General features: G+C 40.7%; 12 protein-coding genes, 2 tRNA genes and 1 pseudogene. 7 read left to right on the top strand and 8 right to left on the bottom strand.

All coding sequences use genetic code 11. The features are described 5' to 3' along the window. Complete coding sequence (locus ACS72_RS12575; RefSeq protein WP_004810777.1) at positions 1-588, bottom strand: 1-acyl-sn-glycerol-3-phosphate acyltransferase; 588 nt, start codon at positions 586-588, stop codon at positions 1-3. Between the two features lie 191 nt (positions 589-779). On the opposite strand from ACS72_RS12575, the gene ACS72_RS12570 reads away from it, so the two are divergent. Further along, positions 780-2,129 (top strand): hypothetical protein, encoded by a 1,350-nt coding sequence (locus ACS72_RS12570; protein ID WP_048882310.1) that lies wholly within the window; start codon positions 780-782, stop codon positions 2,127-2,129. Between the two features lie 46 nt (positions 2,130-2,175). On the opposite strand, the gene ACS72_RS12565 is transcribed toward ACS72_RS12570, so the two are convergent. Next, positions 2,176-3,330: a helix-turn-helix transcriptional regulator gene (locus ACS72_RS12565; RefSeq protein WP_048882309.1), complete on the bottom strand. Its 1,155-nt coding sequence runs from the start codon at positions 3,328-3,330 to the stop codon at positions 2,176-2,178. Between the two features lie 213 nt (positions 3,331-3,543). On the opposite strand from ACS72_RS12565, the gene ACS72_RS12560 reads away from it, so the two are divergent. After that, positions 3,544-4,026 carry a copper resistance protein NlpE gene (locus ACS72_RS12560; protein ID WP_004810783.1) on the top strand — a complete coding sequence of 161 codons (483 nt, stop codon included), beginning with the start codon at positions 3,544-3,546 and terminating at the stop codon, positions 4,024-4,026. Between the two features lie 75 nt (positions 4,027-4,101). On the opposite strand, the gene groL is transcribed toward ACS72_RS12560, so the two are convergent. After that, positions 4,102-5,736: a chaperonin GroEL gene (gene groL / locus ACS72_RS12555; protein ID WP_004810785.1), complete on the bottom strand. Its 1,635-nt coding sequence runs from the start codon at positions 5,734-5,736 to the stop codon at positions 4,102-4,104. A gap of 71 nt (positions 5,737-5,807) precedes the next feature. Further along, positions 5,808-6,098: a co-chaperone GroES gene (gene groES / locus ACS72_RS12550; RefSeq protein ID WP_004810787.1), complete on the bottom strand. Its 291-nt coding sequence runs from the start codon at positions 6,096-6,098 to the stop codon at positions 5,808-5,810. Positions 6,099-7,319: 1,221 nt separating this feature from the next. Between groES and ACS72_RS12545 the strand changes: the two genes are divergently transcribed. From ACS72_RS12545 to ACS72_RS12540, 3 genes and pseudogenes are all read left to right on the top strand, one after another. After that, positions 7,320-9,149, top strand: a complete 1,830-nt coding sequence (locus ACS72_RS12545; RefSeq protein WP_048882308.1) for a phosphoenolpyruvate carboxykinase (GTP) — start codon at positions 7,320-7,322, stop codon at positions 9,147-9,149. Between the two features lie 326 nt (positions 9,150-9,475). Further along, positions 9,476-9,806, top strand: a pseudogene (locus ACS72_RS18745) (alpha-ketoglutarate permease); the annotation flags it as partial. A gap of 196 nt (positions 9,807-10,002) precedes the next feature. Beyond that, on the top strand, positions 10,003-10,425 hold the full coding sequence (locus ACS72_RS12540; RefSeq protein WP_034424215.1) for a hypothetical protein: 423 nt from the start codon (positions 10,003-10,005) through the stop codon (positions 10,423-10,425). A gap of 48 nt (positions 10,426-10,473) precedes the next feature. Here ACS72_RS12540 and ACS72_RS12535 read toward each other — a convergent pair whose 3' ends face one another. Both ACS72_RS12535 and folD read right to left on the bottom strand, forming a co-directional pair. After that, positions 10,474-11,142 carry a methyltransferase gene (locus tag ACS72_RS12535; protein WP_048882307.1) on the bottom strand — a complete coding sequence of 223 codons (669 nt, stop codon included), beginning with the start codon at positions 11,140-11,142 and terminating at the stop codon, positions 10,474-10,476. A gap of 261 nt (positions 11,143-11,403) precedes the next feature. After that, positions 11,404-12,252 (bottom strand): bifunctional methylenetetrahydrofolate dehydrogenase/methenyltetrahydrofolate cyclohydrolase FolD, encoded by an 849-nt coding sequence (gene folD, locus ACS72_RS12530; protein ID WP_008301933.1) that lies wholly within the window; start codon positions 12,250-12,252, stop codon positions 11,404-11,406. Positions 12,253-12,405: 153 nt separating this feature from the next. On the opposite strand from folD, the gene ACS72_RS12525 reads away from it, so the two are divergent. Together ACS72_RS12525 and ACS72_RS12520 are read left to right on the top strand one after the other, a co-directional pair. Beyond that, positions 12,406-12,479: transfer RNA gene (locus ACS72_RS12525), tRNA-Cys, on the top strand. 10 nt (positions 12,480-12,489) lie between these two features. Further along, positions 12,490-12,575, top strand: a tRNA-Leu gene (locus ACS72_RS12520). A 142-nt stretch (positions 12,576-12,717) separates the two neighbouring features. Here the strand turns inward: ACS72_RS12520 and ACS72_RS12515 are convergent. Then, positions 12,718-12,900 (bottom strand): hypothetical protein, encoded by a 183-nt coding sequence (locus ACS72_RS12515; protein WP_008301931.1) that lies wholly within the window; start codon positions 12,898-12,900, stop codon positions 12,718-12,720. Positions 12,901-13,253: 353 nt separating this feature from the next. Continuing rightward, positions 13,254-14,246 carry an NAD(P)H-quinone oxidoreductase gene (locus ACS72_RS12510; protein WP_008301929.1) on the bottom strand — a complete coding sequence of 331 codons (993 nt, stop codon included), beginning with the start codon at positions 14,244-14,246 and terminating at the stop codon, positions 13,254-13,256. Positions 14,247-14,437: the final 191 nt, after the last annotated feature.

Below are 14,437 nucleotides of genomic sequence, written 5' to 3'. Positions count from 1 at the left end.
TTAACTCGCTTTGTAATATCGCTGATCTACACTAAATTCTTTAGGAAATTTGGCCTGGATGCCTGCATAGAAATCCATGATCTCAGCCATATCTTCCTCAAAATCCCCTGTGGGATGAATGATTTTTCCTACACCCGCCTTCTTTTGTTCATAATCCATATAAGCCAGTGCAATCGGGACGCCAGCATTTACCGCAACATAATAAAAACCGGTTTTCCATTGCTCCTGACGGGCACGTGTTCCTTCAGGTGTAACCAACATGACCAGTTCAGGATGCTGCTTAAACAGGTCTGTCATCACCTGAACCATACTTGGACGCGGCTCACCTGCCTGCTTGGGACGGCGATCAATTCCGATTCCCCCCATCGCACGTACAAAAGGACCCAATGGGAACTGCATGTAGCTGTCTTTAATGGTAAGACGTACATTGACACCTAATGCCTTCAGCGCTAGCCGTGCATATAATGCATCCCAATTACTGGTATGCGGTGCGGCAATCATGACACATTGGCTCAGGTTTTCAGGCCAGTGATTGTCTGTTTCCCAGCCCATCAATTTAAGTGCTTTTTCAGCTAAATTCTTAAACACAGTTCAATCGCAAAATAAATAAAAAATTATGTGATAGTGTACCAATATTAGAGTTTAATTCGCTTTGTAATCGATTGTAAATACATTATTTGATGCACTTTTTATACAATTAACCTCCCAATATTGGGATATTCCTTAATCATTGGCTTCCCTAGACTCAGGTGGACAATTATAAACCACCCATGGGGTCAATGATGAAAAAAACTATACTCGCAGTAATGCTTTCCACCCTTGCATTAACCGCATGTAATGATGATGACGATGACCATCACTCACCAGGAAATGGTGGCAACCCACCTGGAACACAGCAAGGTATCTTGACTGATGGCCCAATTGAAAACGTCCGCTATGAAACATCAAGTGGTGTAAAAGGCTCTACCAATGCGGAAGGTAAATTTAATTATAATACAGGTGATACAATTAGATTCTTTATCGGAAACCTTCAGCTAGGTGAACAGGATGGAGTTCCAGCTCAAGCACGGATTACTCCGACAGATCTTTATGAGAATGATCCGGACATCCCTGGAAATGAAGATGAAGAATTAGAAGAAGCTTTAACAATCTTCCTGCAATCGATTGATGCAGATTATATTACACCGCCAACAGGTGCTCCCGCAGATTACAATGCTCATGATAATGGTATTCAAATTACTCAAGATGTCATTAATCGAATTAACACAGCTTTCACCTCTGCAACTACATTCGAGACAGCACTAGAGGATTCTGATAACAGTATAACAACCCTTATTCAAGACCAATTACAGCTTAGCGACGTAACTCCAGTTACTCCTGATGAAGCTGCAGCTAATATTCAAGAAGCTTTCTATAAAGATATTGCTGGCACATGGCAATTAGGCTCTGCAGATAAATCGGACAAAGTCATTCTAGTGGTTTATACCGATGGTAGTTACAAACTGGGCGAAGCTGATAATGCAGATGATGATGGAGAACCAGGTTATGAACTTGGGAATCTTCAGTGGAACTGGAAAGGTGGTGTTATCACACCTGTGATTGATGAAAATGGTGACACCAATGGATCATGGGGGCTTTCAGATTCAGAAGGTGACGAAGGTTATACCCTAACTTTTGACGGTACAAACTTAGTTCTTACTGAAACTGGTTTGGATGAAGATGATACCTCTACCCTTACACGAGTAGAAAATTCAACCAATGGCCTCGTAGGTACGTGGGAGCTGGATGATACTCATGTACTGGTATTCTTGAACGACGGCTACTACTTCCTGATTGATACTACAGGAGGAGAGGATTGTGGCCCAGAGGGTATTGAATATGGTCAATATACTACTTCGAACAACACCCTCACAGTCACCGATAACTTGTTCGATACAAATGAAAGTTGTGGTCTATATGATGGTCAAAACTCTCCATTCGTTCTTGGAACCTATACAGTTAATGCAACTACCATGACATTAACCCCAACAGGTGAACCTGCTATCACTTTCACTCGGGCTGATTTCCAGCGTGATCCAGAACCCGCTCCTGAGCCACAGCCACAGCCACAGCCACAGCCAACAACGTAATATCTCTTGGTATAACTTTAAAAAGCCAGGTAATTAACCTGGCTTTTTATGCAATATGCTGAAACTGTAACGTACAGTTCATTAACTTATGTATCAGCTCAATCTGGCTATTCACTTCTAGCTTTTCATAAATCTTTTTCATATAAGTTCTAATGGTTTGAATACTGAGTTGCATCTGTTCAGCAATCTCTTCAGGTTTATAACCATTGATCAGGTATTCACATAATGCGATCTCCCGACATGTCAGCTGATAATGCTGCCTTAAATAACTTTGTGACAAGATGTGATATTGATTTCGATCCGTCAAAAATATTGCAACTTGATATCGTCTCGATTCTTCAATAGGTGTCATTGACTGTTTCGACCAAGGTACGATCGTCAGCATGATGCAATGACCTGTTGCATCCTCTACAGTCATTACTCCACCGATTTTACTTATTCCCCCACTCCCCTGCTGTAAAGACCCTCTGATAAGTTGTTCTAATTGCAGATGATAGGCTCTATTAAGCTTCAGATGATTGTACTGATCTATTTCAATTTCCTGATTCTGCCTCAGCATTTTTTTTGCTTCAATATTGGCAAACTTTATCTCGAAATTCTCAAGTAATAATACAATCCCGACCTTTAGAGCATTCATGGCCTGATAAGCATTGTACTTATCCTGAATAACTAAACTGAACTGACGATAAATCTGTAGCGCTCGCCTTAAATGAATACTGATACGCTTCAGAAAATCCAGTTGCTCTTTACCATAAGGGATGGCCTCAGGTGCCCGGTGAATTCCCAGTACTGCCCAACTAAAATCACCGCGATCCAGCAATACACCTGCAAGATGTAAAATACCGGTAGGCTTTAAACATTTTTCATAAAAGATATGCTCTTCCGAGCCTTTCATGGAGGGATAATGCTGACAATTGATCTGTAAAGCCTCTCCCACTGCAATCTCATTCCATAGCGGCAGGTGCAGCTTCATATCAATGACTTGAATACGTTCATCCCGATAAGCTGCTAGACCTTCATAAGGAATATTATAGGTATGGACAAAGTTATAAGCTGGGTTGAGCTGATCCATCGCAGTAAAGATGGCTGTCTTACTTTGTGTGTATTCCACTAACTCATGCATAACCTGATTCCACAACTGAGGATCCAGTGCTGCATCATAGATATGCGCAATAATGTTATTTTCTTTATTCAAATCCATCATTGCCCTCATTATTATTTTTTTAAACCTGTGAAAGCACTATTTATTTGAGATGATAGTGATTTTATTTTTTATTATTTTAGCAATTCCTTTACCTCATCACACGTGCAGAGTGAATTTCACTTAATCAATACATCATTTACAAAGTTGTACTACCCTTATGATTTTTAAATTTTTATGTTGAATATTAGCAAATGCAAAACGGGCATAGAAATGAAAAAGTCTCTCCTTATCGTCGCAATGACCACAATCACGCTAGGTTTAAGTGCCTGTTCTAAAACCCAAGAACCCTCTAGCAATGAAAATATGGATTCAGAAAATTCTGCTCAGATGAATACGCCAGCGACATCACGCAGCTTACCTGCAGGCGATACTGCAGAAACTTCTCTTGACTGGGCGGGCGAATACGAAGGAACTTTCCCATGTGCGGATTGTGAAGCCATTAAAGTTGAGCTGGAACTTCATCCTGACAAAACCTATGAGTTGAAAGAAGAGTATGTTTCCGATACCAAAAGCACAGAAACCAAAACCAAAGGAAGTTTTAGCTTTGACCCTAAAATGACTTCAATTATTACGCTGGATGAAAAAGGTGAAAATCGTAAATTCTTTGTCGGTGAAAATTTCTTAGAAGCTCGAGATATTCAAACTGGCGAGAAAATTAACAGTAATCTGAATTACAGATTAATCAAACATTAATATTTTTCAGCTAACCTGAATGAAAAAAATCCCCGCAAATGCGGGGATTTTTTAGATCAATGACCGGTTGATGAATTACATCATGCCGCCCATACCACCCATGCCGCCCATATCAGGCATAGCAGGTTTGTCTTCTGGGATATCAGTGATCATACATTCAGTTGTCAACATTAATGCAGCAACAGAAGCAGCATGCTCAAGCGCAGAACGTGTTACTTTTGCTGGATCTAGAATACCCATTTCAAGCATATCGCCGTATTCGCCAGTTGCAGCGTTGTAACCAAAGTTACCTTGGCCATTTTTCACTGCATTGATCACAACTGAAGGCTCATCACCAGCATTAGATACGATTTGACGAAGTGGCGCTTCAATTGCACGACGAAGAATGCTGATACCTACGTTCTGGTCATCATTTGCACCCTTCACACCGTCAAGTGCAGCTGCAGCACGTACCAGTGCAACACCACCACCCGCAACAACACCTTCTTCAACCGCTGCGCGAGTTGCGTGAAGTGCATCGTCTACACGGTCTTTCTTCTCTTTCATTTCAACTTCAGTTGCAGCACCGATTTTGATAACAGCAACACCGCCAGCCAATTTAGCTACGCGTTCTTGAAGTTTTTCTTTGTCGTATTCAGAAGTAGATTCTTCGATTTGTGCACGGATCTGTTGAACACGGTCAGAGATCTGAGCTGCATTACCAGCGCCATCCACAATCACTGTGTTTTCTTTAGAAACTGTTACTTTGTGCGCAGTACCCAGGTGTTCAAGAGTCGTTTGGTCTAACTGCATACCGATTTCTTCAGAAATCACAGTACCACCAGTCAGGATCGCGATGTCTTGCAGCATTGCTTTACGACGGTCACCAAAGCCAGGTGCTTTAACAGCACATACTTTAATGATACCGCGCATGTTGTTAACAACCAGAGTTGCAAGCGCTTCGCCTTCAACATCTTCAGCAATGATCAGAAGTGGTTTGCCAGTTTTCGCAACTGCTTCCAGTACAGTGATCAATTCACGGATGTTACTGATTTTCTTGTCAACCAATAGGATGTATGGGTTTTCAAGTTCAGCAGTTAGGGTATCTTGTTTGTTTGCGAAGTATGGAGAGATATAACCACGGTCAAACTGCATACCCTCTACAACGTCAAGTGCATCTTCGAAGCCTGAACCCTCTTCAACAGTGATCACACCCTCTTTACCTACTTTTTCCATTGCTTGCGCAATCAGTTTACCAACAGTAGTGTCAGAGTTAGCAGAGATCGAACCTACTTGCTCAATTGCTTTAGAATCAGAAGCAGGCTGAGCAGTCGCCTTGATTTCAGCAACTAAAGTTTTCACTGCGATATCGATACCACGTTTCAGATCCATTGGGTTCATACCCGCAGTTACTGACTTGATACCTTCATTTAAGATTGCTTGAGCAAGAACAGTCGCAGTTGTTGTACCGTCACCAGCAATGTCATTGGTTTTTGAAGATACTTCGCGAACAAGTTGAGCACCCATGTTCTCGAACTTGTCTTTTAAAGTAATTTCTTTCGCCACAGTTACACCATCTTTAGTGATATGTGGTGCACCGAAAGAACGGTCGATGACAACGTTACGGCCTTTAGGACCAAGGGTAACTTTTACAGCATCTGCAAGGATGTTCACACCAGCGATCATTTTCGCACGAGCTGAATCACCAAATTTTACGTCTTTAGCTGACATATTTGACTCCGAGTATTTTTAATAGCTTTACAAAATCTGATATGGAATATGTAAGACTGTTTTAGCGAAGATTAACCTTCAAGAACCGCTAAAATGTCAGATTCTTTCATGATAAGTAGTTCTTCCCCGTCTACTTTTACAGTTGTACCTGCATAAGTGCCGAACAATACTTTGTCGCCAACTTTAACGTCTAACGCGCGTACGCCATTGTCAGTGATTTGACCATTACCAACTGCAATAATTTCCCCTTGCGCTGGTTTTTCTGCTGCAGAACCTGGAAGTAAAATACCGCCAGCTGTTTTAGTTTCTTCTTCAACACGACGAATAACAACGCGGTCATGTAATGGACGAATGTTGCTCATTTTTAACTCCATCAGACTAAGTCTTTTTGATTACTGATGACGACTTAGTTATTCCCTGGTCGTCATCAAAACTTTTAGATGTCACTTTTATGGAGATGGAATAAATCGCTTCAAGGGTAAAACTGAAAAAAAATTCATTTTTTTTTATTTTTTTATCATATGCATATACTTTTGATGATTTTTTCTTCAAGACCAGTCTGAAATTAGAGTATAGCCTTCAGTTTTCAGAATTTTTCATCTTTCTATAAGCTTCTTTAAGAACGTGGTGAAGCAAAATAGAGCTTATATTTGAACAGTCAGTAGATACAGCGCTACTCCTCTTTCCTATCTGATAAATAATTTAAAATAAACGATGCAAACACCTTGAACTCATCTTCTATACAAAAATCTTTTTGGCATGAACCAGGTATATAGATAGTTTTTTCCAGATAATGAATACTATTTATAAAGTGCTTCAGCCTTGTACAGGATAATCATTTCTATGCCCACATTCGTTGAAGATACTTACCTGGAGAATACTGTTATTGGCTTCATAGAGCTAAGCCATAAAAGATCAAGGTTGACTTTATAATACCTACTAATCGTAAGTTACTAACCAATTAAAAACTAATCTTAAAGTGGTTTTTCTTAGGCGCTTTAAGAAAGCAGAAACTATAAATTTTATTTTTAAAATCAAAAATTTAAAACCAAAAGAAGCTATATAGCAGAGTTCAATTATGATCTTAAATAGGAATGACCCCAACATTCTATAACTACAGCCTTTTATGTGATAGAAATTAGATATATATGGTTTATAATAGTTCGGAAAATCATCAGCATTGATTATTTTTCTGGCAAACTGTCTAAATGCTAAACAGATGTCATTAAGTACTATGCAAAATTCAAATTACCCTCATTTATTTAATCAATGATAAGAGTCGTTACTAGAAAAATAATAAGTAAATGTTTTTTATAATTATATTTATTAAAAATATTAACCATAATTAAAATAAATACAAGATTACTCTGCAATGTTATTTTATATACTACTGTTTTTTAAATACTTATTTAAAATATTGCATTATGTGACAATTTAACTCTAACCCTGCTTTGGTCTTATTTTTTTTGTCATTTTATGCTTTAATACAGCCACTTTTTTTTCATATTTCATCTGGGCGATGTTTTCATCACCCAGACTATACTTTGTACATAGTTTTGTACACTTTTGAGATAGGCCTCACCATGACCCAAGTGAACGCACCAGAATTCGTTCGTCACCCTAAGCTTATTGCTTGGGTGGAAGAGATTGCTAAATTAACAAAACCAGCAAAAATTGAATGGTGTGACGGTAGCGCAGAAGAGTATCAACGTTATATCGACTTGATGATCGCTAACGGCACAATGCAAGCGCTTAACCAGGAAACTCATCCAGGTTCTTACCTTGCAAATTCTGATCCTTCTGACGTTGCTCGTGTTGAAGGTCGTACTTATATCTGTTCAGAAAACAAAGAAGACGCTGGCGCGACAAATAATTGGGAAGCTCCAGCTGAAATGCGTGCACGTCTAAATGGTTTGTTTGACGGTTCAATGAAAGGTCGTACTTTGTATGTTGTTCCTTTCTCTATGGGTCCTTTAGGTTCTCATATTGCACACATCGGTATCGAACTGACTGATTCTCCTTATGTTGCTGTTAGCATGTCTAAAATGGCGCGTATGGGTAAAGCGGTTTATGACGTTTTAGGTACTGACGGCGAATTCGTTCCATGTGTACACACTGTTGGTGCACCATTGGAAGAAGGTCAAAAAGACGTTGCTTGGCCATGTAACCCAGACAAATGGATCGTACATTATCCAGAAACGCGTGAAATCTGGTCTTACGGTTCCGGTTACGGCGGTAACGCATTGCTAGGTAAAAAATGTCTAGCTTTACGTATTGCATCTTACATGGGTCGTCAACAAGGTTGGTTAGCTGAACACATGCTGATCCTTGGCGTGACGAATCCACAAGGCGAAAAACATTACATCGCAGCGGCATTCCCTTCTGCGTGTGGTAAAACAAACTTCGCGATGCTGATTCCACCAGCGGGCTACGAAGGCTGGAAGATTGAAACTGTAGGTGACGATATTGCCTGGATCAAACCAGGTGAAGACGGTCGTCTATATGCAATTAACCCTGAAGCTGGTTTCTTCGGTGTAGCGCCTGGTACAAATACCAAAACTAACCCGAACTGTATGGCAACACTTCATAAAGACGTAATCTATACAAACGTTGCTGTGACTGACAACGGCGAAGTATGGTGGGAAGGTCTAACTAAAGAAGCGCCTGCAAACCTGACTAACTGGAAAGGTCAACCACACACTGGCGAAGAAAAAGCAGCTCACCCGAATGCTCGCTTCACCGTTGCTGCGGGTCAATGCCCTTCTATCGATGCTGACTGGGAAAATCCAGCAGGTGTTCCAATTTCTGCGTTCATTTTCGGTGGTCGCCGTGCGGACACAGTGCCTCTAATCTCAGAAGCATTTGACTGGGTAGACGGTGTTTATAAAGCTGCAACTATGGGCTCTGAAACTACTGCTGCTGCTGTTGGTCAACAAGGTGTTGTCCGTCGTGATCCATTCGCAATGCTTCCATTTGCTGGCTACAACATGGCTGACTACTTCACTCACTGGTTAGAAATGGGTGAGAAAGTTGGCGAGAAAGCTGCTGCTGCTGGTAACAAGCTTCCAGGTATCTACAACGTGAACTGGTTCCGTCGTGATGCTGAAGGCAACTTCGTATGGCCTGGTTTCGGTCAAAACATGCGTGTTCTTGAGTGGATCATCGATCGTTGTGAAGGCCGTGCAACTGCTGTTGACACTCCAATTGGCCGTGTTCCAACTTATGAACAGTTGAACTGGACTGGCACTGACTTCTCTAAAGAGCAGTTTAACCTTGTAACTTCTCAAGATAAAGATCAATGGATCAAAGAACTTGAAAGCCATACTGAATTGTTCGAAAAACTAGGCGACCGTATGCCAGAAGCGTTGAAAAAACGCCAAGCTGAATTACTGGAAGCTGTTAAATCTGCATAATTGCTGATTTAATTTAAAAAGGTCGCATAAGCGACCTTTTTTTATTGCTGGTTATTCATTAAATTTAAATACTTTCATTTTTCCAATTTCTGTAGTTATTAGATCTCTCTAATACCTCTGAAATTATTCAAAAACAACATTTAGTCAATAAAAATTATCTCAAAAATCAAAAATTTAATATAAAAATAAATAATTTAATGATTTGAATTATAAAAACTATCTTTTTTGTTTTATTAAGACTCAAGTTCTATAAAAAATTAAAAACTACATAAGCACAAGACACTGTAATTATTTAACTTTACTTCGATAAAACATGTGTCAACTCTATTCTCGGTGGTTCCGCAGGAAACCTGGTCGAATAGTACGACTGATATGTTTATGCAGCCTTTTCTTTATATTTTGCTTCGAAATTTTTCCCTAAAGGCGATGACACCGCAAAGCTGCTGCTGTTTTGCCCTAGGTTTTTTTTAATGCACCGATTGGCGAATAGATTATGGGAATCTATACATACTGTAGAGACTGTAAAGCCGGCCTGACTCTTTCAGTATCGCTAATGTGTATTGGTTCACTGATTATTACCTACCCCCCCCAACCTACGAATTTTTTGGTATGCTAGCTCCTGCAATGCTTTTATTTGCATGCTCACCACAAGGCTTAATTACTGACTTATATCTTCATGAAGGACACTAAAAAATACAGCATGATTACTGACGACTAATTAATGCTTGAGCTGTTTAAGCTTTCTAAGTGGAAACATTCAGAAAGCTTTTTTATTGGATTTTTAAGTTTACTGCCATTTTGTCTTTTCAATGCTATGGCATACTTGCTGTATAAAAAATGGGAAATCATCATGATGAAAAAAACAGTTTTTCTACTAGGTTTGGGTTTCGGCACTTTGGTGCTTACTGCCTGCCAAAGCACACCTCAACCTTATAACGGTCAATCTGGTTACGAAGTCATTGAGCAAGGTGCAAATACTGCAACATTGCGCTATACACTTTCTGGTCGTACCAGTCAGGATGAAGGAAAATTGCAGGCTGCTTGCAGACAGGCACTTGGTACTTCTAAAAACTGGAATGTAAGCGTACTCAGCAGCAATGAAATTAGTAATACTGCATTACCAGATGAACAGTATGGTCGCCAGCTCGGCAATAGTCGCACTCAAATCAGCTTAAGCAACACGCCTGACCTGTACAATACTGAAAATCCAGGCGCGCGTGATGCCCTGAATGCCCGCCCAAGCACATTACGCGTGATTCAATTCACCTGCTCATAATCTCTAAGATATGAAAAAAGGGCTTAATGCCCTTTTTTATTTTTCGCTTCAAAGTGTCTTATAGAAACTGACGTTTCTGAATTCTGGAGATTCATCCAAATCCGGCCAGGTGGTAGCACTACGCTCATCCAGTTTTTCATATTTGGGATGACTAAAGTTTTTTACCCGACTATCTGCAACCCACACCTCAGGCGCAAATTTTAAAAACTCATCCAGGAAGAAACGGTTGCATTGGTCATAAAGTACGTCGGCGGCTAACAGGATATCCACCTGTTCTGCTTTATACAGATCATCCAAGTATTCAAGCTCAACACCATTCAACTCAGCATTAGCACGACAAGCATCTAAACTCACTTGATCAATGTCACAGCAAATCACACGCTTAGCACCTGCCATTTTTGCTGCAATTGCAACGACACCTGAACCTGCACCAAAATCCAGCACTACTTTATCTTTTACATGATGTGGTTCTGCCAGCAGCCACTGCGCCATCGCAAGACCAGATGCCCAGCAAAAGATCCAATACGGCGTATCATTCCAGATACGACGGATGACTTCATCATCCAGCTTATCAGTTGGAAATACTGGCGGAATTAGCCAAAGTGAAATAGGTGTATCCGGCAATTGCTGTGCATGCAGTTCACAATGTGGAATCACATCATGCAAGGCTTGTAGAAGATGCTCAGGAGCTTTAGGAAATTGGAAAGTACAGCTCATATAAAAGCCTTGGTGCAAAAAATCTTTTATTGGAATTTATAAATTAACCAGAATACATGACTATGTCATTCGCAGCTGTCCGAGGCCACCTAAAATTTGATTCGCTCTGTTTCTGCGACTTATTCATCGCTGAAGGAATAAGACGAGTTCTGCGAATGACAAATGGTTTTGGTTACTTTTGCCGAAACAAAAGTAACGATCGAGCTTCTTAAATCTGTAGTCACAATGGTAAGACTCCACCGCAACTACTTTTAATCTCAATTAACCTAAAGCTTTCTCAGCAGCTTCAACCGTTTGACGAATCAAAGTGGTAATGGTCATAGGGCCTACACCACCTGGAACTGGCGTGTAAGCAGAAGCAATTTCTTCGATACCAACTAACTGGATATCCCCTACACCACCGCCATCACGTGGATGGAAGCCAGCATCAACCACTACTGCACCTGGTTTGATCCAGTCTTTTTGAATCAGTTCAGCTTTACCTACCGCACCAACAATGATATCCGCTTGTTTCACAAATGCTGGCAGGTTTTGAGTACGTGAATGGCAAATCGTCACAGTGGCATTCGCTTCAAGCAGCATCGCTGCCATTGGTTTGCCCAGAATTGCAGAACGGCCGACAACAACAGCATGTTTACCTGCAATTTCAATGTTGTTTTCTTTCAGAATGGTCATGATGCCAGCAGGTGTTGCAGAACCATATGCCGCTTCACCCATCGCCATACGGCCATAGCCAAGGCAAGTTACGCCATCAACGTCTTTTTCAAGCGAGATTGCATCGAAACAAGCACGCTCATCAATTTGCGCAGGCACTGGGTGTTGTAACAAAATACCGTGAACATCTGGATTGGCATTGAGTTTTTCAATTTCTGCAAGAAGTTGTTCAGTTGTGGTTTCTTTTGGAAGCTCAACTTTCAATGAATCCATACCGACACGACGGCAAGCATTGCCTTTCATACGAACATAAGTTGCAGATGCACCATCGTCACCTACCAAAATAGTCGCAAGAATTGGAGTACGACCTGATTTTGCTTTCAGCGCTTCCACGCGAGTTAACAAGTCAGCTTCAATTTGCTTCGCCAATGCACGACCGTCTAGAACTAATGCCACGGCACTTCTCCCAAGTGTTGATATGAATCAATTTTGCACATTCTACATGATAATTCTTAATATTTTCCGCCATATGCTGCTTTTATGCGCATATGAATGAATACACTATTGTTTTTTTTTCAGAGCTTGATAATATACGCATCAACAAGACGCGGCGGGGTGGCAGAGTGGTCATGCAGCGGACTGCAACTCCGTGGACGCCGGTTCGATTCCGACCTCCGCCTCCATCTTGTTAAAGCCCGAGTGGTGAAATCGGTAGACACAGGGGATTTAAAATCCCCCGCCCACAAAGCGTGCCAGTTCGAGTCTGGCCTCGGGCACCATTCTTCTACTACTGAAGATGGTGCAAATAAAGAATCCAGCGAAAGCTGGTTTTTTTATGCCTGAAATTTAGTGAAATCTATTTACAGCCGAAATCAATAAAATAGATTTGCCTTCTGCGAGGGTAAGATAGCTTGAATCGGCTTAACGACGTTTGCGTTTAGGCTTAGACAATTTGGTCATATAACTTTCAAGATTTAATAATGCCAAATAGAAAATTTTAGCCTGCTGTGTCGTAACCCGGTTAAATAATCTGGCTTGAATCACTTGTGTTAGTGCTCGAGTTTGATGGATCCTTTTAAATGGTCCTTTTGCAATCATCATCATTATTACTCTCTTGGATAAAGGAGAACAAGGTGACTATTGGATAAACAGTCTCTATAAGGATTGCAAAAACCTGACCATTTTTTACTTAAAGTTCAAAAACATAACTACCGTTCGTCGGAATTAATAAAACAGCTCCCAAATAAAAACCCTAAATATTTGTTATTTATATATTTTTATAAAAAAGACTTTGAGAAAATTTTCACATAAATAAGTATGTTTTCTTTCAAGTTTAAATGCTATAAATTTCAGCTGTTATTATATTGCTAAAAACTGACATACCTTGTCATTTTTTGCACAAAAAAAGGGAGGGAAGCCATTAGCCCCCTCCTTTAAGTATTTTAATAATATGTGAACTAGATCACTTCTACCACAATTTTTCCGATATGTTCGCCTGTATCCATAGCTGCATGTGCATCCTGAATCTGATTAAATTTGAAAGTCTTATAAATCATTGGCAAACATTCACCTTTTGCCCATAAAGGTGCTACATGCGTTTTCAGACCTTGTGCAATTTCAGCTTTTTCCGCTGTGTTACGCGCACGCATGGTTGAACCGGTAATCGTCAGGCGCTTCATCATAATCTGACCCAGCTTCACTTCCTTAGCCTTAGCTCCCCCCAAGAATGCGATATACACCAGACGACCATCACGGCGTAACAGATTCAGGTTTCTCTCCAGATAGGGCGCACCAACCATATCCAGAATCACATCTACACCAGCATTGTCTGTCGCTTCATTAATTACCTGCTCAAAGTCCTGAGTTTTGTAATTAATTCCTGTGGTCAGATGTGAAATCGCCTGGATTTTTTCGTCACTACCTGCTGTGGCAAAGGTTTTAATACCCAGTGATTTACATAGCATGAGTGCCGTAGTCCCAATCCCACTGGTTCCACCATGCACCAGCACCGTTTCTCCTGCCTTGGCTTTACCCATCTGGAATACATTTGCCCACACCGTAAAGAAGGTTTCCGGAATAGCAGCGGCCTGAACAAAGCTTACGTTTTCAGGAATATTCAAAGTTTGGCTTTCAGGTACGACGCAATATTCTGCATAGCCCCCACCATTGGTCAGGCCACACACCTTGTCACCGACTTTAAACTGATTTACGTCACTTCCAACTGCAACCACTTCACCGGCTACTTCCAGACCTGGAACAGGCGTCACCCCTTTTGGCATCGGGTACAAGCCCTGACGCTGCAAAATATCCGGACGGTTAATTCCAAAGGCATGAACCTTGACCAGCACCTCATCGGCCTTCGGTTCAGGAATGACAACCGTTTCATAAGCGAGTTTATCCACTCCACCCGGTTCTGTAATGATGACGTGTTGCATAGTTTTTTGTGACATAGATCATTCCGCATGTATTAACTGTTTCCTAACCCTATTTGAACATAGATAATTCCAGCTTTAAAGCCAAGTCGGACTTATGTCGAAGACCTGGCCATCATTAAGAAAAATGCATGGCATTGAGATCTCACCTTATTCTTTAAAAAAGAAATTTTAATCTGTAAGAATTATTTTCATTTATGACAAATCCA

Origin of the sequence: Acinetobacter sp. VT 511 (genome assembly GCF_001077515.1) — a bacterium.
Taxonomy (GTDB): domain Bacteria; phylum Pseudomonadota; class Gammaproteobacteria; order Pseudomonadales; family Moraxellaceae; genus Acinetobacter; species Acinetobacter schindleri.
Note: the sequence above shows the minus strand (reverse complement) of the source record. Positions and strands in the feature narration are given on the sequence as shown.